Here is a 19,838-nt window from a genome sequence, read left to right on the forward strand (position 1 = left end):
GCATGATCAAGCACTGGATCAACGGCCGCGAGGTCGAGAGCAAGGACACCTTCATCAACTACAACCCGGCCACCGGCGAAGCCATCGGCGAAGTCGCCAGCGGCGGTGCCGAGGAAGTCGCCCAGGCCGTTGCCGCGGCCAAGGAAGCCTTCCCGAAATGGGCCAACACCCCGGCCAAGGAACGTGCCCGCCTGATGCGCAAGCTGGGTGAACTGATCGATCAGAACGTGCCGAAGCTGGCCGAACTGGAGACCCTGGACACCGGCCTGCCGATCCACCAGACCAAGAACGTGCTGATCCCGCGTGCCTCGCACAACTTCGACTTCTTCGCCGAAGTCTGCACGCGCATGGACGGCCACACCTACCCGGTCGACGACCAGATGCTCAACTACACCCTGTACCAGCCGGTCGGCGTGTGTGGCCTGGTATCGCCGTGGAACGTGCCGTTCATGACCGCCACCTGGAAGACCGCGCCGTGCCTGGCCCTGGGCAACACCGCGGTACTGAAGATGAGCGAACTGTCGCCGCTGACCGCCAACGAGCTGGGTCGCCTGGCCGTCGAGGCCGGTATCCCGAATGGCGTGCTCAACGTGATCCAGGGCTACGGCGCCACCGCTGGCGACGCCCTGGTGCGCCACCCGGACGTACGCGCGATCTCCTTCACCGGCGGCACCGCCACCGGCAAGAAGATCATGCAGACCGCCGGCCTGAAGAAGTACTCGATGGAACTGGGCGGCAAGTCGCCGGTGCTGATCTTCGAGGACGCCGACCTGGAACGCGCGCTGGACGCCGCGCTGTTCACCATCTTCTCGCTGAACGGCGAGCGTTGCACCGCCGGTAGCCGGATCTTCATCCAGGAAAGCGTGTACCCGCAGTTCGTCGCCGAGTTCGCAGCCCGTGCCAAGCGTCTGATCGTGGGCGATCCGACCGACCCGAAAACCCAGGTCGGCTCGATGATCACCCAGGCGCACTACGACAAGGTCACCGGCTACATCCGCATCGGTATCGAGGAAGGCGCAACCCTGCTCGCGGGCGGCCTGGAGCGTCCGGCCAACCTGCCGGCGCACCTGTCCAAGGGCCAGTTCATCCAGCCGACCGTGTTCGCCAACGTGAACAACAAGATGCGCATCGCCCAGGAAGAGATCTTCGGCCCCGTGGTGTGCCTGATCCCGTTCAAGGACGAGGCCGAGGCGCTGCAACTGGCCAACGACACCGAGTACGGCCTGGCCTCGTACATCTGGACCCAGGACATCGGCAAGGCGCATCGCCTGGCCCGTGGCATCGAAGCAGGCATGGTCTTCATCAACAGCCAGAACGTGCGCGACCTGCGCCAGCCGTTCGGCGGCGTGAAGGGCTCGGGTACCGGTCGCGAAGGTGGTCAGTACAGCTTCGAAGTGTTCGCCGAGATCAAGAACGTGTGCATCTCGATGGGCAGCCACCACATTCCGCGCTGGGGTGTCTGATAGCCGGTGAACCCGGGACTTGCACCGAACCTGTGGGAGCGGGTTCACCCGCGATTGCAATAGTGGATTCACCACCGCAATCGCGGGTAAACCCGCTCCCACAGGGGTCCGCGTAACGAACAAGAAACCAGGAGTTCCATCATGGGCGAAATCGTCCTGGCAGCCAAAGTCTGCCACGTCCCCTCGATGTACCTGTCCGAGCTGCCAGGCAAGCACCACGGTTGCCGCGAAGCGGCCATCGCCGGTCACAAGGAAATCGGCCGCCGCGCCCGCGAGCTGGGTGCCGACACCGCCGTGGTGTTCGACGTGCACTGGCTGGTCAACAGCGCCTACCACATCAACTGTGGCGAACACTTCGAAGGCATCTACACCAGCAACGAACTGCCCCATTTCATCAAGGACATGGCCTACGAATATCCCGGCTGCCCCGAGCTGGGCGAGCTGATCGCCGCCGAGGCCAACGCTGCCGGAGTACGCACCCAGGCCCACAACATCCCGAGCCTGGAGCTGGAATACGGCACCCTGGTACCGATGCGCTACATGCACATGGGCGTGCCGGACGAAGAAAAACTGCAGGTCGTGTCCATCGCCGCCTGGTGCGCCTGGCACCGCCTGGAAGACAGCCTGGCCTTCGGCGCCGCCGTGCGCCGCGCCATCGAGAAGAGCGACCGCAAGGTCCTGGTGCTGGCCTCCGGTTCCCTCTCCCACCGCTTCTCCGATGACCGCAACGCCGAAGCCAACATCCACAACTGGACCCGCGAATTCGACAAGCAGGTCGATATGCGCGTCGTCGAGCTGTGGAAGCAAGGTCGCTTCAAGGAGTTCTGCGCGATGCTCCCCGACTACGCCGCGCACTGCTACGGCGAAGGCGGCATGCACGACACCGCGATGCTCCTCGGCCTGCTCGGCGGCGCCGACTACGACAAGCCGGTCGAGGTCCTGACCGAAGCCTTCGGCAGCTCCGGTACCGGCCAGATCAACGCGATCTTCCCGCTCTGATTCCCAGGAGTCCCCATGCCTCACTTCATCGCTGAAATCACCGACAACATCGAACAGCAAGCCGACCTGCCCGGCCTGTTCGAGAAAGTCCACGCCACCCTCGGCGCCAGCGGCGTGTTCCCCCTCGGCGGCATCCGCAGCCGCGCGGTGCGCCTCGACACCTGGCGCATGGCCGACGGCAAGCACGACTACGCCTTCGTCCACATGACCCTCAAGGTCGGCCACGGCCGCGACCTGGAAACCCGCACCCAGGTTGCCGAGCAACTGTTCGCGGTGATCACCGAGCACTTCGCCGCGCTGCAGGCCGAACGCCTGCTGGCCCTGTCGTTCGAGATGACCGAGCTGCACCCGCAGTTGAACTTCAAGCAGAACAACGTCCATGCATTCCTGAAAAACCAGGCGGGTTGACCTCCCCGCCTTTCCCTTCAACGGCCCCACTCTGACCAAAAAGAACAAGATCATGAGCACAGCCCATACCGCAGAACCCGTCGCGCTTGCCCGTCAACAATCGACCCACTCCACCGTCACCTGGCGGCTGATGCCGCTGCTGCTGGTGTGTTACCTGTTCGCCCACCTCGACCGCATCAACATCGGCTTCGCCAAGATGCAGATGAGCACCGACCTGCACTTCAGCGACACGGTGTATGGCCTGGGCGCCGGCCTGTTCTTCATCGCCTACGCCATGTTCGGCGTGCCGAGCAACATGGCCCTGGACCGCGTCGGCCCGCGGCGCTGGATCGCCACCCTGATGGTGGTCTGGGGCGCGCTGTCGACCAGCATGCTGCTGGTGGAAAGCGCCAGCGGCTTCTACGTGCTGCGCTTCCTCCTGGGCGTGGCCGAGGCCGGCTTCTTCCCGGGCATCCTGGTCTACCTCAACCGCTGGTACCCGGCCCGTCGCCGTGCCGGCATCACCGCGCTGTTCGCCATTGCCGTGCCCATGGCCGGCGTGGTTGGCGGCCCGCTGTCCGGTGGCATCCTCGAACTCTTCCATGACGCCGCCGGCCTGCGCGGCTGGCAGTGGATGTTCCTGCTCGAAGGCGCGCCGGTGATCCTGCTCGGCCTGGTGGTCCTCAAGTGCCTGCCGGACAACTTCGACAACGTCAGCTGGCTCAGCGCCGAACAGAAACGCGACCTGCGCGAGCAACTGGCCCAGGAAGAAACCCGCAAGCCGATCAACTCCTTCGGCGGCATCCTCAGCGATGCCCGCGTGTGGCTGCTGGTGGCGGTGTACTGCGCGGTGATGCTGGCGGTGAACACCCTGGCCTTCTGGATGCCGACCCTGATCCACGGCGCCGGCATTGGTAGCGACGGCCGCGTCGGCCTGCTCAGCGCCGTGCCGTACCTGGCCGGCTGCTTCTTCATGATCGCCTGCGGGCGTTCCTCGGACCGTCGCCGCGAACGCCGCTGGCACCTGTGCGTGCCGCTGCTGATGTCGGCCGCCGGCATCGCCGTGGCCGGTATCGCCCCGGACAACGCGACCCTGGTCATGAGCGGCCTGATCGTCGCCGGCATGGGCGCCAGCGCCGCGCTGCCGATGTTCTGGCAACTGCCGCCGGCCTTCCTGTCCAACACCACCCAGGCCGCCGGTATCGGCCTGATCAGTTCGCTGGGCAGCATCGCCTCGTTCGCCGCGCCCTACCTGATCGGCTGGATGCGCGACACCACCCACAGCGCCAGCCTCGCCCTGTACGTGCTGGCCGTCTTCATCACGCTCGGAGGCCTGCTGGTGCTGCGCACCCAGGCCGCCACCGTCAACCCTCAGTAAGAGATTCCGACCATGCTCGACCACAGCCAGATCCTCGCCGCCGCGGCCCAACTGGACCGCGCCGAACGCAGCCGCGAACAGGTACGCCAGTTCTCCCTGGAACACCCCGGCATCACCATCGAGGACGCCTACGCCATCCAGCGCGCCTGGGTGGAACAGAAGATCAAGGACGGGCGCAAGCTGGTCGGCCACAAGATCGGCCTGACCTCCCGTGCCATGCAGGTGTCATCGAACATCACCGAGCCGGACTACGGCGCCCTGCTCGACGACATGCTCTTCGACGAAGGCACCGACATCCCGTTCGAGCGCTTCATCGTGCCGCGGGTTGAAGTGGAGCTGGCGTTCATCCTCGGCAAGCCGCTGAAAGGCCCGAACGTCACCGTCTTCGACGTGCTCGACGCCACCGAGTGGGTGATCCCGGCGCTGGAAATCATCGACGCACGGATCCAGCAGGTCGACCCGCAGACCCAGGCCACCCGCAAGGTCTTCGACACCATCTCGGACAACGCCGCCAACGCCGGCGTGGTCATGGGCGGGCGCCCGGTGCGGCCGACCGACATCGACCTGCGCAAGGTCCCGGCGGTGCTCTACCGCAATGGCGTGATCGAGGAATCCGGTGTCTCCGCCGCCGTGCTCAACCACCCGGCCAAGGGCGTGGCGTGGCTGGCCAACAAGCTGGCGCCGTACGACGTCACTCTGGAAGCCGGGCAGATCATCCTCGGCGGCTCCTTCACCCGTCCGGTGGCGGCGCGTCCGGGCGACACCTTCCATGTCGACTACGACATGCTCGGCTCTATCGCCTGCCGTTTCGTCTGATCAGGAGGTTTTCATGGACATGCCCGTCAACCGCTTCAAACAACGCCTGCAGCAGGATCAGGCGCAGATCGGCCTGTGGCTCGGCCTGGCCAACGCCTACTGCGCGGAGCTGGCGGCCAACGCCGGCTTCGACTGGCTGCTGATCGACGGCGAACACGCGCCCAACGACCTGCGCGGCATGCTCTCGCAACTGCAGGCCGTGGCGCCCTACGCCAGCGAGGCGATCATCCGTCCGGTGATCGGCGATACCGCGCTGATCAAGCAGATTCTGGATATCGGCGCGCAGACGCTGCTGGTGCCGATGGTCGACAGCGCCGAACAAGCCCGTCAGCTGGTGCGTGCCGTGCACTACCCGCCCAAGGGCGTGCGTGGCGTGGGTAGCGCGCTGGCGCGGGCGTCGCGCTGGAACAGCATTCCGGGCTACCTGGACCACGCCGATGCGCAGATGTGCCTGCTGGTGCAGATCGAGAATCTGGAAGCGCTGGCCAATCTCGACGAGATCGTTGCGGTAGACGGCGTGGACGGTGTGTTCATCGGGCCGGCGGACCTGAGTGCATCCATGGGGCATCGCGGCAATCCGGGCCACCCGGACGTGCAGGCGGCGATCGAGGACGCGATCCTGCGGATCAACAAGGCTGGCAAGGCGGCGGGGATTCTCAGTGCCGACGAGAAGCTGGCGCGGCGTTATATCGAGCTGGGGGCGAAGTTCGTCGCCGTTGGCGTCGATACCACAGTGCTGATGCGCGGGCTGCAGGGGTTGGCGGCGAAGTTCAAGGAAGGTGAGGTGGTACAACCCACTACCGGCGGCGTCTACTAGTCCGTCATCGCGGGCAACGCCCGCTCCCACAAGGTTCTGCGGTGCACGCAATCCTTGTGGGAGCGGGCGTTGCCCGCGATGAGGCCCTCAAGATCACCGCCGAACCTGCTTCAGCTCATCCAATAGCCCAAGCAACTGCTTCAGCTTTTCCTCCCCAAACTGTCCCTGCAACGCCTGGTAATTGGCCTCCATGCACTGGCTCATCGAGGCAAAGCTCTCCTCGCCCTTCTCCGCCAGTTCCACCAGCACCCGACGTTGGTCATTCTCGGCCTTGCGCCGCTTCACCAGGCCGGCGGCCTCCATGCGCACCAGCACGCCGGTCATGCTCGGCTTGAGGATGCAGGCCTGGTCGGCCAGACGATAGATCTCCATTTCGCCCTGCTGGCGCAGTATGCGGATCACCCGCCACTGCTGCTCGGTCAGGCCGTGTTCGTTGAGGGAAGGTCGGAAGAAGCGCATGGCGGCTTCACGTGCTTGCAAAAGGGTCAGAGTCAGGGACTGACGTGGACGACTGGACATGGAAACTCGGGGTTCTCAGGCTATTTGTTAATACTTTAACAAAAACCGTACCACGCAACAGTGCCCTGCTTCTTCTGGCAACCCGGAACAAATGCCGCGGCACGGGCGATCAAGACTTCATTTCGGCCACGGGTCTTAATGAGCGCATCTTCATTCCCTTGTTCAAGGAACACTGCCATGACCCTTATTGCCAGCCAGCAGAACATCCAGCTCAGCGACCTCGACGCCTGGGGCACCGTTGCCGACCTGGGCTCGGAAATTCTCGAAGGCGAAGTGCGCGCCTTCGGCAAGATGACGTTCGGTGCGCCGACCGATGCGGTTAGCAGCGCCTACTTCGGCGTCACCCAGGGCAAGTTCCGCATGGTCTACCCGTTCAACGAACAGGCCGTGGTGGTGACGGGCGCGGTGCGCCTGACCGATGAGAGCACCGGCCAGGTGACCGAGTACAAGGTGGGTGACAGCTGGTTCGTGACCAAGGGCACGCCGGTGCTGTGGGAGATCCTGAGCGAGAGCTTCGTGAAGCATTACTTCGCAGTCGCCTGATAGCTTTATTTCAGCCTTCAGGGCCTCATCGCAGGCTGTCGCCAGCTCCCACAGGTTTCGCGGTGCACGCGGTCCTTGTGGGAGCTGGCGACAGCCTGCGATGAGGCCCTGAAGCCTTAAACAGCCGCGTCCAGCGAAGCCGCAAAGATCGTCCACATCGCCTTCAGGCGCCGCTCATACGCCGCCTGCCCCGCATAGATCAGCTCAACCGTCAGGCTGTCGATCACCCCCAGATAGGCATCGACGAACAGCTGCCGCCGTGCCGCGTTCAACTGCGGGAACTGCTCTGCCAACTCCTTGCCAAACACCTCGCCCATGCGCAGCAGATAGGCCTCGAAGCCCGAGGAAATCATCGGCCGCAGATCCGCCGGCGGGAAGAACGCCGCCCGCAGCAGAAAACGCAGGTGCGCCGACTCCTGGAAGCGCTCCGCCAGCCGCTGACCGTACAAGGCCCCGGGCAAGCCGGTATCCGCGGCAAAACAACCATCCACATACAGGCGCTCGGCCTCGATGGCGCGCTCGAACACCGCCTCGAACAAATCCACCTTGCTGCTGAAATGCGCATACAGCGACGGCTTGCGCATGCCCACCGCCACCGCGATGTCGTTGAGCGAGGCGGCGTCGTAGCCGGACTCAGCGAACTGCTCGACCGCCACCACGCAAATCTTCTCCGCCGAAGGCGACAGGACTCTCATGCAACACTTCTCCAGGCAAACGGGTGAATCAATGACCGGCCAGGCTGTTCAGTTCAGCCGGCGCATGACAGGTGCTGGCATGTACCAGCGCAGCGACCAGCAAGGCCGCCAGACTCAACAACAAGGCCCAATGCGCCGCGCCCAGGGGCGCCATGATGCCTGACAACGGCGTGGCCGACGACGAAATGATCAACTGCAGGGCACCCAGCAACGCGGCGGTGGAACCCAGGGCGCGGCTCTGCGAAGACATCACCAGCGACATCAGGGTCGCCTCGCACACACCCAGGCCAAACATTGCCAGGGCCATGCCGGCGACGATACCCCACAGCCCCGCCCCCAGCTGGACACCGAGCACGGCAATCAGTGCACCGACCAGCATCGAGCCAGCGCCCCAACGTGCCAGACGCACCAGGCCCTTGCGCGCCACCAGGCGGCCGGCGGTGATCGCACCGAGCAGGATGGCCACGCCGGTGGCGCCGAACAGCGCACCGAAGGCTTCTACCGAAAGACCGAAATGGTGCTGGTAGACGAACGCCGCCCCACCGATATAGGCGAACAGGAAGAAGAACACCGCCGACAGCGCCAGCGCCGGGCGCAGGAAGGCGCCATCACGAGCGATACGGGCGTAGGTCCGCGCAAACTCCGCCGGCTGCCAGGCCATGCGCTTATCCAGCGGCAGGGTTTCCTTGAGCACCAGGGCCGAATTCAGCAGTACCAGCAGGCCCAGGCCGGCCAGGGTCAGCATGATCGCCCGCCAGCCGAAATGGGCACCGATAAAGCCGCCCAGCGCCGGGGCGATCACCGGGGCCAGGCCCTCGATGGTCATCAGCAGGGCGAAGATCTGCGCCGCCCGCGCACCCGAGGCAACATCGCGGACCATGCTCATGATCACTACCAGGGTCAGGGCGCTGCCCAGGCCCTGGACGAACCGTGCCAGCAACAGCGCTTCAAGACTGCTGGCCTGGGCCGCGGCCAGGGAACTGACGACGAACACCACCAGCCCGACGAGCAACGGCCGACGGCGGCCCAAGGTATCCACCACCGGCCCGAACAGCAGCTGTCCGGCGCCCATGGCGAGGAGGAAGACGGTCAGGGTCAGTTGCACCCTGGCATAGGACGCCCCGTACTCCTCGGCGATACCGGGCATGCTAGCCAGGTACATGTCGACCGCCGACGGACCGAGGGCACCGATCAGGGCCAGGGCGACGGCGAATCCGACATGAGGGGTCGGGGCGGATTCCGGGATTTGCATAAACTCGCGTCCAAGTGGGGGTAGAACGAGAAACCGATCGCCAGGTGATTCATTCACCTAACGACCGGTAGGTAGAAAACTTGGGCGAGCCTAAAGGCAACCTTTCATAGGGTCAAGTCAACGACAGATCAAATTCCTTTTCTCAGCTCAGGACCAGGCCCGCGAGACTGCTGCTGCGGAAGTCTTTGGGCGACTGCTCGAACTGCTTCTTGAACGAACGACTGAAGTGCGCCGAATCGGTGAAACCCCATTTGTAGGCAATGGTGGTGATGGACTCGGTCTTGTGGATCGGATTGGACAGGTCATCGGCACTGCGTTGCAGGCGGGCGCGCTGGATATAGCGGCAGACGCTGTCGCCCTGCTCCTCGAACAGGCGGTAAAGATGGCGCACCGAGATGTTCAGGCGGTTGGCCAGGCTGACCGGGGTCAGGCCCGGTTGGCCGAGGGATTCGTCAATGACCTTCTGCACGTAGCTGCGCAGGTCGGCCCCCTGCAACGATGCCGGCAGGCGCGCATCCTCGTCGCTGCCCTCGAGGGCCGAGCCGAGCAGCGACAGGAAGGCACTGTGCAGTGCATCACCCTCGGCCTGTTCGCCTTCGCCGGCCGCAGTCTCCTTGCACAACTGATCCATCAGCAGGTGAAGCATGCGCCCGCAGGCCTTGCTCTGGGAGATCTTGCCGAAGATCTTCTGGTCGCCGCCCAGTTGCCGGCTGACCTGGTCCCGCGACAGCGACAGCGAGGCATGCTCGATCAGGCCGAAGGGCATGATTTCGCAGGCGCCCACGGCGTCCATGAGCAGCATCTCGCCGGGGGCCAGTTGCAGGCTGGTGCCATGTTGGGTGATCTGGGAAAAGCCGGTGCGCTGGCTGACCAGGAAGCAATGCTGGTCGTTGTCGCGGTCGGCCTTGAGGCCATTGCGCCGGATCACCCCGGCGTTGGTGCGCAGGTTGGCCATGCCCAGGCCTCCCCGTGACCAGGTGGAAATCTCGCCGATGAACAGCGAGCGGTTGAACGCAAGTTCGGTTTCGAAACACCCGCACGTTGCCTGCATCGCCGCGTTCCAGCGATCCAGGGCCGAGCCGGTAGCCTGATGGATACTCATACGTACCTCCACAGTGGCATCTTGTTTTTGTCGGGCAATAGTTAACATGTTATCTATATGCGCGCAACAATTCCGTAAGCACAGCTGTGAAAGCATATTGAGTGCCAACCTTTCGTTAGGTTGGTTTGCACCGATCCTGTAGGAGCTGGCTTGCCAGCTCCTACAGGGTTTTGCAGTGTTTTCGGATCAGTGGTCTTCCAGCAGTCTCTTGAAGCCAATCAAAGTGGTCAGCAACAACTCCTTCTGCTGCGAATCCAGGCGGATATAGCGCCGAAACGCCGGCATCCTGTTAACAACTTCACTACCGCCCATATGCTCCAGGACCACCGTCCACTGCCCCTCGGCACGCGCCAGGCGCAGGCGTTTGAAGTCCAGCGGCATCAGCGCCTGGTACAGCGTGGCGTCCTGCTCCAGCCGCTGGCGGACGCTTTCCAGCAAGCCCGCTTCCCCGCCCTTCTGCTTCCAGCCCAGGCCACTGCGGCGAATCGCGCCAGTGTGGTGCAGTTCCAGGGTCGCAGTGCCCTCGGAAGCGGCATCGCACTGCAAGCGAAATTCACAAACCACGATATGCATCAGCAACTGCGATTCGGTCCGCTCGCGCACCTCGAACTCCACCCCGCCGGCCAGGCTGAAACGCGCCCGGCCGGGCTCCAGGACCTGGCACCCGGCCAGGCCCAGGTTGCGCCGCAGGTGTTCCAGGGTCACCCCCGGGCGGTAGCCCGAAGGTGCGCGGTCAAACAGTCTTTGCCAGAGGTTCGGCGTAGTGGCTGCCATGATGCACTCCAGGTTCGTTGGCAAACTCCTTCGCCAGGACTTCCTCGACCACGGCTGGCTTGAACGGGTTGACCCGCTGTACCACCAAAGTCCAGAACAACGCGTAGGCTGCGGTACCGCCAAGCATCCAGGCAAATGGCACATAAACGTCGGCAGGATTCATACCTGGCGGGGTGATGAACCACATGCCCAGCAGGATGCCGGCGCTCGATACGATCTGCGGCAGCGGGAAGAACGGCGAGCGGTAGGCCCGTGGCAGGTCCGGACGGCGGATGCGCAAGATCACCACCGACAGGGTCACCAACAGATAGGCCGTACTCCAGGCACAAACCGCAGCCAGCACCAGGTGCATGATGTTATCGGTGTTGCCGCCCAGGTACAGGGCGTGCAGGCACGGGATCAGCATGGCAACGAGGATGCACACCAGCGGTGTCTTGAAGCGCGGGTGCAGGTAGGTGAAGACCTTCGGCAGCGCGCCGTCCACGGCCATGCCGTAGAGGATCCGCGGCACGCCGGCCATCAGAGTGTTGATGGTCGCAGCGCCAGCGAAGAGGAAGCCGATGCCCAGCCACAGCGGGCCGATGTCGCCCATCACCTGCTCGGCGAATTTCGGGATGGCCATCGGTGTGTCCAGCAGGTGCACACCGCTGGCGGCGTCCAGCACCACGTTTTCCACCTGGCGCTTCATCGCCGCGCCGTAGATGAACATGCAGCTGGCCACGCCCAGCAGGCCGAGGGCCATGGCCCGGGGCATGGTCCGCGCCGAACGGCGCAGGTCCGGGGCCAGCGGGGTGACGAATTCGCAGCCGACGAACATGAACATCGCCATGCCCACCAGGGACAGCACGGTGATCAGGTCGGTGCCAACCATCGATTCGCCGAACCAGCCGTCCAGTTGTACCGCCGGCGCGGCGATCAGGCCGAGCACGCCAAAGATCATCAGGGTGGTCCACATGCCGAAGGTGAGGATGATCTCGGCCTTGCCGAACACGCTGACGCCAAAGGCATTGAGGATGGCGAACACCACCACGAAGCCGACGCCGAGCAGCCAGGAGCCGCCGGCGGATTCGGCCAGGGTGTTGAGGTGTTCGAAGTTCACCAGGGCCATCACCCCGGAAAGAATGGTTTCCGCGGTGCCGGCAAAGACATGGACGATCAGGTACGCCGAGAGGGTGCCGGTGATGGCGAAGAAGCGACCCATGCCGCAGTTGATGTAGTCGTAGACCGAGCCGGTGGTCGGCAGGATCGCCGCGGCTTCAGCGAAGGTGGTCGATTGCGCCAGCATCAGCAACACCGCGATCAGCATCGCCACGGCAAAGGCACTGCCGCCGATGCCGAAGCCCATGGTCGCGGTGAGGATGACAGGGCTGGCCATGATCAGGCCGATGGTACTGGCAAGGGCGGTGGGGAACCCGATCGTGCCCCGGTTCAGGTGCGCGCTGAGTGAGTCATCGAGTGACATGGTGAAGACCTCAAGTGCCGTTGTTATTGGTTGTGCGTCACTCTGCGCCGCGCAACCCTTCTCGTCTTGCCCCAGGCTGCCGGGGATTTTGTTGCTGGCTGCCAGGCGGCTGCCAGAGGCAAATCCTTGTGCCTTGGTCGTCGGAGGACGGTCCTTGATGGTGTCTGGTGTTCTTTCGGGCCTCATCGCTGGCAAGCCAGCTCCCACAAGGTTCTCCACTGTTCTGGAGAGCGGCGCCATACCTGTGGAAGCTGGCTTGCCAGCGATAGAAGCCCCCTCAACCCTGCCCGTGCGCCTGCAATTTCAGCTTCTCGGTATCCACCCTGACAAACACCGAATCCGCCACCACCGTCAGCACATCCCCGGCCCACACCTCGCAGATCACCCGGCTCTTGCGCCCCACCTCGCCCTCGACCCGCGCCTTGAGGGTCAGTTCCAAGCCCATCGGCGTCGGCTTCAGGTAGGTCAGCCCCAGATGCCCGGTCACGCAATCGATACGCGGCAACGAACCCGCCTCGCGCCCTTCGGCACGGTAGTGATAGGCCATCGCCGTCCAGTTGGAATGGCAATCCACCAGCATCGCCAGCAGGCCGCCATAGACCAGGCCGGGCCAGCCGCAGAAGGTGCTGTCGGGAGAATGGGTGCACACCACATGGACGCCATCGTCGGCCCACTGGCTTTTCAGGTGCAGGCCGCTCGGATGGGCCGAGCCGCAGCCGTAGCAGACACCATCGGGTGCTGCCAGGTCTTGAAGGGAAGTCATAGGTTTCCTTTTGTGCTTTTGTAGGAAAGTTCAGATGTTAACGCTCTCGCTCATCCGATACCAATTCCTACCAAAGAACGAGAAATCTCGTGCGGCATTCGGTCTCAGATGGCTACGCGCCAGTGCAGGAAGGAGTAAGCTAGACAACCAGCAAGGCCCCACATCAGAACAAGGACTGCTGCGATGACTGCTCAAGCTGCCGGTTGGCACTATGCCGATGACGGATCCCCGCGCCATGCGCCCTACACCGGCTTGTTCCTCGCCTGGAGCGCGACCCGCGACCTGCTCAGCCGCGACTTCAAGGCCGACTACGACGCCGAGATCCAGGCCCTCGGCGAACGCCTGCTGACCCCTGCCCGTTTCTTCCAGCTGTGCTGCGACAGCCTGTTGGTGGACGAAGACCTCAACCGTCTGGGCAATGCCTTCGCCGCCCACTACCTGGGCCAGCGCACACCATCACTCCCCGAAGATCTGACACAATTGCTCGGCATGGTCGGCATCGACGAACCCGGCGCCAGTTGGGAACACTACGACCTGCTCGCTCCCCGTCTCGACCAACGGTTTGCCCAATGGCGGGCCGCCCAGTGAACCTGATGCGATAAAAACGGTCTTTGCGCTGGTGGCTTGTTCAAGACGAGCCACCGGGGACGTCCAATGGTTATCCCCTTTTTCGTTGCGTCGAGGGCAGGCATGCGCTCGGCGGTGTTCATTTTTTCTTCTCGGGGAAGATAACCATGCGCCTGCTTCGCCCTCTCCGCGCACGCTCCGCCGTGCTTCCCGCGCTGCTTGCCAGCTTGTTCATGCACACCCTCGCCCACGCCGAGGAACCCGCCAGCGACGAGCGCTGGGTCAGCGACAGCCTCACCACCTACGTACGCAGTGGCCCCACCGACGGCCACCGCCTGGTCGGCACCCTGAAATCCGGGCAGAAGGTCAAGCTGCTGACCACCCAGGGCAACTACAGCCAGGTCCGTGGCGAGTCCGGCGACACCGTGTGGATCGCCAGCAGCGACCTGCAGGACGTCCCCGGCCAGGCCGAGCGCCTGCCGCAGCTGACCGAGCGCGTCGCACAACTGGAAGAGCAGCTCAAGGGCATCGACGACAGTTGGAAGACCAAGGTCCAGGGCATGCAGGAAACCCTGGACTCGCGCAAGAACCTGGTGGACGAGCTGCAGGCCCGCAACCAGTCCCTCAATGAAGAGCTGACCCAGGCCCAGTCGCAACTGCGCGACACCCAGGCGCGCCTTGGCGACGAGAACAAACAGGTGCTGATGCGCTACATGGTCTATGGCGGTGGCATCGCCGGGGCCGGGCTGCTGGCCGGGTTGATCCTGCCGATGCTGACCCGCGGCCGTAAACGCAATAGCGGCTGGGCCTAACCCTCGCTGTTCAAGGCGTACGGGCCGCTGGCCAACTGCTCGCGCAGGAAGGCTACGCAGGCCCGCACCTTGGCCGAACTGGACGAGCGCACCGCCGTCACCGCCCAGATATCCGCCGGCTGATGCCACCCCGGCAACACCCGCACCAGCGCCCCGCTGGCCAGGCTGCCGGCGATATCCCAGGCCGAGGCCATGATGATGCCGTGACCATCGTGGGCCCACTGGCGCACGATATCGCTGTGGTTGGACGCCATGGGCCCGGTCACCTTGACCGTCTCCGCCCCGTTGGGCCCCACCAGCCGCCACACCCCGAAACGATCGTCGCGACTGCGAAACAGCAGGCAATCGTGCTGCGCCAGGTCCGCCGCCACCTTGGGCGTCCCTCGCCGGGCCAGGTACTCCGGCGCCGCCGCCAGCACCCGGGTGCTCTCGGCGATGCGGTGGGCGATCAGGTGCTTCTCCTGCACCTCGCCGACGCGGATATCGATATCGAAGTTGTCGGCGATCAGGTCGGCCCGCCGGTCGAGCAGTTCCAGCCACACCTCCAGCGCCGGGTACTGGTGGCGCAATAGCGAGAGGATCGGCGCGATATGCTCGCGCCCAAGGCGCAGGCTGGTGCACAGGCGCAAGGTCCCTTGCGGTTCGCGCTGCCCGCCGGACAAGGCATCCACCATCGCCCCCACGTCTTCGAGGATCTTCTGCGCCCAGGCGAAGGCCGCCTCGCCATCGCTGGTGATATTGACCCGCCGCGTGGTGCGGTTGAACAGCTTGACCCCCAACTGCTCTTCCAGGGTCGCGATGCGCTTGCTGACATGCGCCGGCGACAGCCCGGTCTCGCTGGCCGCCGCGATGAAACTGGAGCGCCGGGCCACTTCACAGAACAGCTGGAGGTCACGCAGCAACGGCTCATTATTCGCTGTGAGCACATTCTGATTCTTCATTACGCCCGATTATCTCCTGGGACTTTTTATTTAGCCTCTCATACAACCTGCCTTGCCTTGAAGCAGGACCTCAAAAGAACAAGAGAGACCTATGAAGAAGACCCGCATTGCCGTGGCCGGCGCCGGGCTGATCGGCCGCCGCCATATCGAACTGATCCAGGCCAGTGCCGAGTGCGAGCTGGCCGCCATCGTCGACCCCCTGCCGGACACCGCCGCCTTCGCCGACAGCCTCGGCGTGCCGCTCTACACCGACCTGGTCACCCTGCTCAGCGAGCAGCGTGCGGACGGCGTGATCCTCGCCACCCCCAATCAACTGCATGTCGAAGGCGCCCTCGCCTGCGTCGCCCATGGTGTCCCGGCGCTGATCGAGAAGCCGGTGGCGCACACCCTGGACGAAGGCAAGCGCCTGCTGGCCATCGCCGAACAGGCCGGCGCGAAGTTGCTGGTGGGTCATCACCGCGCCCATAGCGCGATCCTGGAAAAGGCCCGGGAAGTGATCGCCGAAGGCGTGCTGGGCAACCTGGTGGCGGTGATGGGCAGCGCGCTGTTCTACAAGCCCGACGACTACTTCGACGCTGCCCCCTGGCGCCGCGAGGCCGGTGGCGGGCCGGTGCTGATCAACATGATCCACGAGATCGGCAACCTGCGTTCGCTGTGTGGCGAGATCGTCGCGGTGCAGGCCCAGGCATCCAATGCCAGCCGGGGCTTCGCCGTGGAGGACACGGTGTCCATCAGCCTGCGCTTCGCCAGTGGTGCCCTGGGCACCTTCATGCTTTCCGACAGCGCCGCCTGTGCCCGCAGTTGGGAACAGACCGCGCGGGAAAACCACGACTACCCAAGCTATGCCGACGAGGACTGCTACGTGCTGGCCGGGACGCAGGGCTCGCTGTCGATCCCGACCATGCGCTTGAAGTACTACGCGCGGCGCGAGGACCGGTCGTGGTGGAAGCCGTTCGAGACCGGCGTGGCCGCGTTGCAGGAGGCCGATCCGCTGGCGCGGCAACTGGCGCATTTCTGCCGGGTGATCCGCGGCGAGGTCGAGCCGCTGGTGAGCGTGCGCGACGGGTTGCGCAACCTGCAGATCGTCGAGGCGATCAGCGAGGCGGCGCGGACCGGGCAGATCGTTTCGACCGAACAACTGTAGAGCGCTTTCAAAGAACAACACATATCTCATTGATTAGCAGGGACGGCGTGGGAGCGGATTCATCCGCGATTGGGCGCGAAGCGTCCATAAAACCTGTATCTGCGGTGTGTCAGGAAAACTCGGGACTCAGGTTTTACGACGGCTGCGCCGCCGATCGCGGATGAATCCGCTTCCACGCCGATCGCGACATAACAACAACAAGAGAAAAGCCCATGGCCACACACGACAATACCCGGCAAACCCGCAAGGCCACCGCCAGCGGCTGGGTCGGATCCGCCCTCGAATACTACGACTTCTTCATCTACGCCCAGGCCGCCGCGCTGATCTTCCCGCAGATCTTCTTCCCCGCCGGCGACCCCAAGCTGGCGATCATCGCCTCCCTCGCCACCTACGGCGTCGGCTACCTGGCACGCCCGGTCGGCGCCTTCGTCCTCGGTCACTGGGGTGACACCCGCGGGCGCAAGCACGTCCTGCTGCTGTGCATGTTCCTCATGGGCATCGCCACCTTCGCCGTCGGCCTGCTGCCCACCTTCAGCCAGATCGGCTACTGGGCCCCGGCCCTGCTGGTGGTGCTGCGCCTGATCCAGGGCTTCGCCGTGGCCGGCGAGATCGCCGGGGCCAGCTCGATGATCCTCGAACACGCACCACCGGGACGCCGCGGCTTCTTCGCCAGCTTCACCCTGCAGGGCGTGCAGGCCGGCCAGGTGCTGGCGGCGGCGATCTTCCTGCCTTTGGCCTACTTCATGCCGGAAGAGGCGTTCAACAGCTGGGGCTGGCGCATCCCGTTCCTGCTCAGTGCCGCGGTGCTGCTGGCCGCCTTCATCATCCGTCGCGAGGTCAAGGAACCCGAGGCCTTCGTGCAGAAGGTGGAAAACGTCACCCGCACCCGCTCGCCGATCCGCGAGGCCTTCAAGTACAGCTGGCACGGCATGCTGGTGGTGTTCGGCGTGTCGCTGATGAACGTGATCCCGGTGGTGACCACCGTCTTCGGCGCCGCCTACGCGGTACAGCCGGCCTACGGCGTGGGCTTCGACAAGAGCGTGTACCTGTGGATCCCGGTGGTCGGCAATATCGTCGCGGTGCTGGTGATCCCCTTCGTCGGCAACCTCTCCGACCGCATCGGCCGGCGTCCGCTGATCATTGGCGCAGCCATCGGTTGCGGGCTGATGTCCTTCGCCTACCTGTACGCCATCAGCATTCACAGCGTGCCACTGGCCTTCGCCGCCTCGCTGCTGATGTGGGGCATGGTCTACCAGGGCTACAACGCGATCTTCCCGAGCTTCTTCCCCGAGCAGTTCCAGACCCACTACCGGGTCTCGGCGATGGCCGTGGCGCAGAACATCGGCTACATGATCACCGCCCTGCTGCCGGCGCTGTTCACCGCCGTGGCCCCGCCCGGCGCGGACAACGTACCGCTGATGATCGGCGCGATCACCTGCGTGGTCACCGCCATCTCCGCCCTCGCCGCCTGGAGCGCCCCGGAAACCTACCGCACGCCCCTGGACCAGCTCGGCAAGCCCGACGCCGTGGCCCTCGACAAACCCACCTACGACGCGCTGCGGGCCCAGGCCCTGCGCACCACCGCCTGAACGGAAACCCTGACCATGCAAACCCTACTCGTCCTCAACGGCCCCAACCTCAACATGCTCGGCCTGCGCCAGCCCGAGGTGTATGGCCGCGAGACCCTGGCCGATGTCGAGGCGCTGTGCCGCGCCACTGGCGCCAGCCATGACCTGGCCATCGAGTTCCAGCAGACCAACCACGAAGGCCAGATGATCGACTGGATCCACCAGGCCCGCGGCCGGGTCGCCGGCATCGTCATCAATCCCGGCGCCTGGACCCACACCTCGGTGGCGATCCACGACGCGCTGATCGCGGCCGAAGTGCCGGTGATCGAGGTGCACATTTCCAACGTGCACCGCCGCGAGGCCTTCCGTCACCACTCCTACGTGTCGCTGGTGGCGCAGTCGGTGCTGGCCGGTTTCGGCACCCACGGCTATGCCCTGGCGATCACTCACTTCGCCCGTCAACTGCAAGGAAGCAAGGCATGAAGACCCTCGCAAACCCTACCCAACGCCTGCGCCTGGGTTTCGTCGGCGGCGGCCTGGAGTCGTCCATCGGCTCCACCCACCGCTACGCTGCCCAGCTGGACGGTCACTTCGACCTGGTGGCCGGCGTGTTCGCCCGCGACCCGGCGCGCAACCGCGCGGCCGGCGAGGCCTACGGTATCGCTGCCGACCGGGTCTACCCGGACTTCCAGACCATGGCCGTGGCCGAAGCCGCCCGTGAAGACGGCATCCACGCCGCCGCGATCATGGCGCCGAACGCCGTGCACGTGCCGGCCAGCCTGGCGTTTCTCGACCAGGGCATCGACGTCATCAGCGACAAGCCGCTGGCGGTCAACATCGAGGAAGCCAACGTGCTGCTGGAACGTGTCCGTCGCGGACCTGCCCTGCACCTGCTGACCCACAACTACAGCGGCTACCCGCTGATCCGCGAAGCCCGCGAACTGATCGCCAAGGGTGTCATCGGCGACGTGCGCCTGGTCCAGGTCGAGCACGCCACCGGCTTCGGCACCCACCCGCTGGAACAGCAAGGCGCCAAGGCCCTGATGTGGCGCACTGACCCGGCGCAGTCCGGGCAGTCGTCGGTGCTGGCGGATGTCGGCGTGCATGCGCACCAGTTGCTGCGCTTCGTCACTGGCCAGGAAATCAGCGAAGTCTCGGCCGAACTCAGCACCCTGGTGCCGGGCCGCGCCAGCGACGACAACGCCCATGTCAAGCTGCGCCTGGACAGCGGCGCGCGGGGCATGCTCTGGGCCAGCTTCGTTGCAGCCGGGCACCGGCATGGCCTGCAGTTGCGGGTGTTCGGCTCGAAGGGGTCGCTGTATTGGCATCAGGAAGATCCGGAGCGCCTGGAAGTGCGTTACCAGGACCAGCCGCACCAGATCCTGCGCCGTGGCGAGGCGTGGCTGAGCGAGTCGGCGCGGTTGTCGACGCGGATCAAGGCAGGGCAGCCGGAGGGGTTGCTGGAGGCGTTCGCCAATATCTACAGCGAAGCGGCGGAACGGATTCGGGCCCGGCGTGAAGGGCGCGAGCCGGGGGCGCAGGCGTTGTTGTGCCCGACGGCGGAAGATGGGTTGAAGGGGATGAACTTCATCGATGCTTGTGTGCGCTCGGATCGCGCCGAAGGGCGCTGGACGGAAGTCGCCTGATCCGACGCGGTCGGTGTGGGAAAGCGTTCACTCGCGAAAGAGCGCGAAGCGGCCGCAAAGCCTGAGTCCTCAGTCTTCCGGACACGCTTCGCACTTGGGTTGCTGCTTTATCAGCGCCCCAAGCTCGGACATTTCATCCGTTCTCTTCAGATTTCTCCTATATATCGACCTCTGAATGGCATGCAGGATC

The 19,838-nt window shown here is 64.8% G+C and carries 21 protein-coding genes; 13 read left to right on the top strand and 8 right to left on the bottom strand.

The window, feature by feature from the left end:
* Positions 1-2: 2 nt before the first annotated feature.
* The 6 genes from hpaE (at position 3) to hpaI (ending at position 5,860) form a co-directional block, all read left to right on the top strand.
* On the top strand, positions 3-1,463 hold the full coding sequence (hpaE, locus tag AC5QPF_RS20620) for a 5-carboxymethyl-2-hydroxymuconate semialdehyde dehydrogenase (RefSeq protein WP_494964219.1): 1,461 nt from the start codon (positions 3-5) through the stop codon (positions 1,461-1,463).
* Between the two features lie 141 nt (positions 1,464-1,604).
* On the top strand, positions 1,605-2,462 hold the full coding sequence (hpaD, locus tag AC5QPF_RS20625; protein ID WP_494959650.1) for a 3,4-dihydroxyphenylacetate 2,3-dioxygenase: 858 nt from the start codon (positions 1,605-1,607) through the stop codon (positions 2,460-2,462).
* A 15-nt stretch (positions 2,463-2,477) separates the two neighbouring features.
* Positions 2,478-2,870: a tautomerase family protein gene (locus AC5QPF_RS20630; protein ID WP_489013381.1), complete on the top strand. Its 393-nt coding sequence runs from the start codon at positions 2,478-2,480 to the stop codon at positions 2,868-2,870.
* A 52-nt stretch (positions 2,871-2,922) separates the two neighbouring features.
* Positions 2,923-4,227, top strand: coding sequence for an MFS transporter (locus AC5QPF_RS20635; RefSeq protein ID WP_494959651.1), 1,305 nt, complete (start codon positions 2,923-2,925; stop codon positions 4,225-4,227).
* 12 nt (positions 4,228-4,239) lie between these two features.
* Positions 4,240-5,043, top strand: a complete 804-nt coding sequence (gene hpaH, locus AC5QPF_RS20640; protein WP_458978046.1) for a 2-oxo-hept-4-ene-1,7-dioate hydratase — start codon at positions 4,240-4,242, stop codon at positions 5,041-5,043.
* Between the two features lie 13 nt (positions 5,044-5,056).
* Positions 5,057-5,860: a 4-hydroxy-2-oxoheptanedioate aldolase gene (hpaI, locus tag AC5QPF_RS20645; RefSeq protein ID WP_494959652.1), complete on the top strand. Its 804-nt coding sequence runs from the start codon at positions 5,057-5,059 to the stop codon at positions 5,858-5,860.
* Positions 5,861-5,953: 93 nt separating this feature from the next.
* On the opposite strand, the gene hpaR is transcribed toward hpaI, so the two are convergent.
* A complete protein-coding gene (gene hpaR, locus AC5QPF_RS20650; protein ID WP_494959653.1) occupies positions 5,954-6,379 on the bottom strand; it encodes a homoprotocatechuate degradation operon regulator HpaR in 426 nt (141 codons plus the stop codon).
* Positions 6,380-6,556: 177 nt separating this feature from the next.
* On the opposite strand from hpaR, the gene AC5QPF_RS20655 reads away from it, so the two are divergent.
* Positions 6,557-6,922 carry a cupin domain-containing protein gene (locus AC5QPF_RS20655; RefSeq protein ID WP_089266669.1) on the top strand — a complete coding sequence of 122 codons (366 nt, stop codon included), beginning with the start codon at positions 6,557-6,559 and terminating at the stop codon, positions 6,920-6,922.
* 116 nt (positions 6,923-7,038) lie between these two features.
* Here AC5QPF_RS20655 and AC5QPF_RS20660 read toward each other — a convergent pair whose 3' ends face one another.
* The 6 genes from AC5QPF_RS20660 to AC5QPF_RS20685 all read right to left on the bottom strand — a co-directional run bounded on the left by AC5QPF_RS20660 (position 7,039) and on the right by AC5QPF_RS20685 (position 12,970).
* The gene (locus AC5QPF_RS20660; protein WP_494959654.1) at positions 7,039-7,617 is read right to left on the bottom strand and encodes a TetR family transcriptional regulator; all 579 of its coding nucleotides are present in this window, start codon (positions 7,615-7,617) and stop codon (positions 7,039-7,041) included.
* 28 nt (positions 7,618-7,645) lie between these two features.
* Complete coding sequence (locus tag AC5QPF_RS20665; protein ID WP_494959655.1) at positions 7,646-8,869, bottom strand: Bcr/CflA family efflux MFS transporter; 1,224 nt, start codon at positions 8,867-8,869, stop codon at positions 7,646-7,648.
* A 142-nt stretch (positions 8,870-9,011) separates the two neighbouring features.
* Positions 9,012-9,971 (bottom strand): transcriptional regulator FeaR, encoded by a 960-nt coding sequence (gene feaR / locus AC5QPF_RS20670; RefSeq protein WP_494959656.1) that lies wholly within the window; start codon positions 9,969-9,971, stop codon positions 9,012-9,014.
* Positions 9,972-10,157: 186 nt separating this feature from the next.
* The gene (locus AC5QPF_RS20675; RefSeq protein WP_494959657.1) at positions 10,158-10,745 is read right to left on the bottom strand and encodes a DUF3156 family protein; all 588 of its coding nucleotides are present in this window, start codon (positions 10,743-10,745) and stop codon (positions 10,158-10,160) included.
* Positions 10,705-12,207 carry an APC family permease gene (locus AC5QPF_RS20680; RefSeq protein ID WP_458978053.1) on the bottom strand — a complete coding sequence of 501 codons (1,503 nt, stop codon included), beginning with the start codon at positions 12,205-12,207 and terminating at the stop codon, positions 10,705-10,707. Before AC5QPF_RS20680 ends, AC5QPF_RS20675 begins: the two co-directional genes overlap by 41 nt.
* A 277-nt stretch (positions 12,208-12,484) precedes the next feature.
* On the bottom strand, positions 12,485-12,970 hold the full coding sequence (locus tag AC5QPF_RS20685) for a hotdog domain-containing protein (protein ID WP_494959658.1): 486 nt from the start codon (positions 12,968-12,970) through the stop codon (positions 12,485-12,487).
* A 183-nt stretch (positions 12,971-13,153) separates the two neighbouring features.
* On the opposite strand from AC5QPF_RS20685, the gene AC5QPF_RS20690 reads away from it, so the two are divergent.
* Together AC5QPF_RS20690 and AC5QPF_RS20695 are read left to right on the top strand one after the other, a co-directional pair.
* Complete coding sequence (locus AC5QPF_RS20690) at positions 13,154-13,558, top strand: DUF7832 domain-containing protein (RefSeq protein WP_494959659.1); 405 nt, start codon at positions 13,154-13,156, stop codon at positions 13,556-13,558.
* A 212-nt stretch (positions 13,559-13,770) separates the two neighbouring features.
* Complete coding sequence (locus tag AC5QPF_RS20695; RefSeq protein WP_494964220.1) at positions 13,771-14,349, top strand: TIGR04211 family SH3 domain-containing protein; 579 nt, start codon at positions 13,771-13,773, stop codon at positions 14,347-14,349.
* On the opposite strand, the gene AC5QPF_RS20700 is transcribed toward AC5QPF_RS20695, so the two are convergent.
* Positions 14,346-15,290, bottom strand: coding sequence for a LysR substrate-binding domain-containing protein (locus AC5QPF_RS20700; RefSeq protein WP_494959660.1), 945 nt, complete (start codon positions 15,288-15,290; stop codon positions 14,346-14,348). The two genes, AC5QPF_RS20695 and AC5QPF_RS20700, sit on opposite strands and share 4 nt — an antisense overlap.
* Positions 15,291-15,381: 91 nt before the next feature.
* Here AC5QPF_RS20700 and AC5QPF_RS20705 point away from each other — a divergent pair, with 91 nt between their 5' ends.
* The 4 genes from AC5QPF_RS20705 to AC5QPF_RS20720 all read left to right on the top strand — a co-directional run bounded on the left by AC5QPF_RS20705 (position 15,382) and on the right by AC5QPF_RS20720 (position 19,648).
* Complete coding sequence (locus AC5QPF_RS20705) at positions 15,382-16,434, top strand: Gfo/Idh/MocA family oxidoreductase (protein WP_494959661.1); 1,053 nt, start codon at positions 15,382-15,384, stop codon at positions 16,432-16,434.
* Positions 16,435-16,646: 212 nt separating this feature from the next.
* The gene (locus AC5QPF_RS20710; protein ID WP_494959662.1) at positions 16,647-18,023 is read left to right on the top strand and encodes an MFS transporter; all 1,377 of its coding nucleotides are present in this window, start codon (positions 16,647-16,649) and stop codon (positions 18,021-18,023) included.
* 15 nt (positions 18,024-18,038) lie between these two features.
* Positions 18,039-18,485 (top strand): type II 3-dehydroquinate dehydratase, encoded by a 447-nt coding sequence (aroQ, locus tag AC5QPF_RS20715; RefSeq protein WP_494959663.1) that lies wholly within the window; start codon positions 18,039-18,041, stop codon positions 18,483-18,485.
* The gene (locus tag AC5QPF_RS20720) at positions 18,482-19,648 is read left to right on the top strand and encodes a Gfo/Idh/MocA family protein (protein WP_494959664.1); all 1,167 of its coding nucleotides are present in this window, start codon (positions 18,482-18,484) and stop codon (positions 19,646-19,648) included. The genes aroQ and AC5QPF_RS20720 overlap by 4 nt, the downstream gene beginning before the upstream one ends.
* The last annotated feature ends 190 nt before the right edge of the window (positions 19,649-19,838 follow it).

It is taken from the genome of Pseudomonas sp. Con_6, assembly GCF_059379395.1.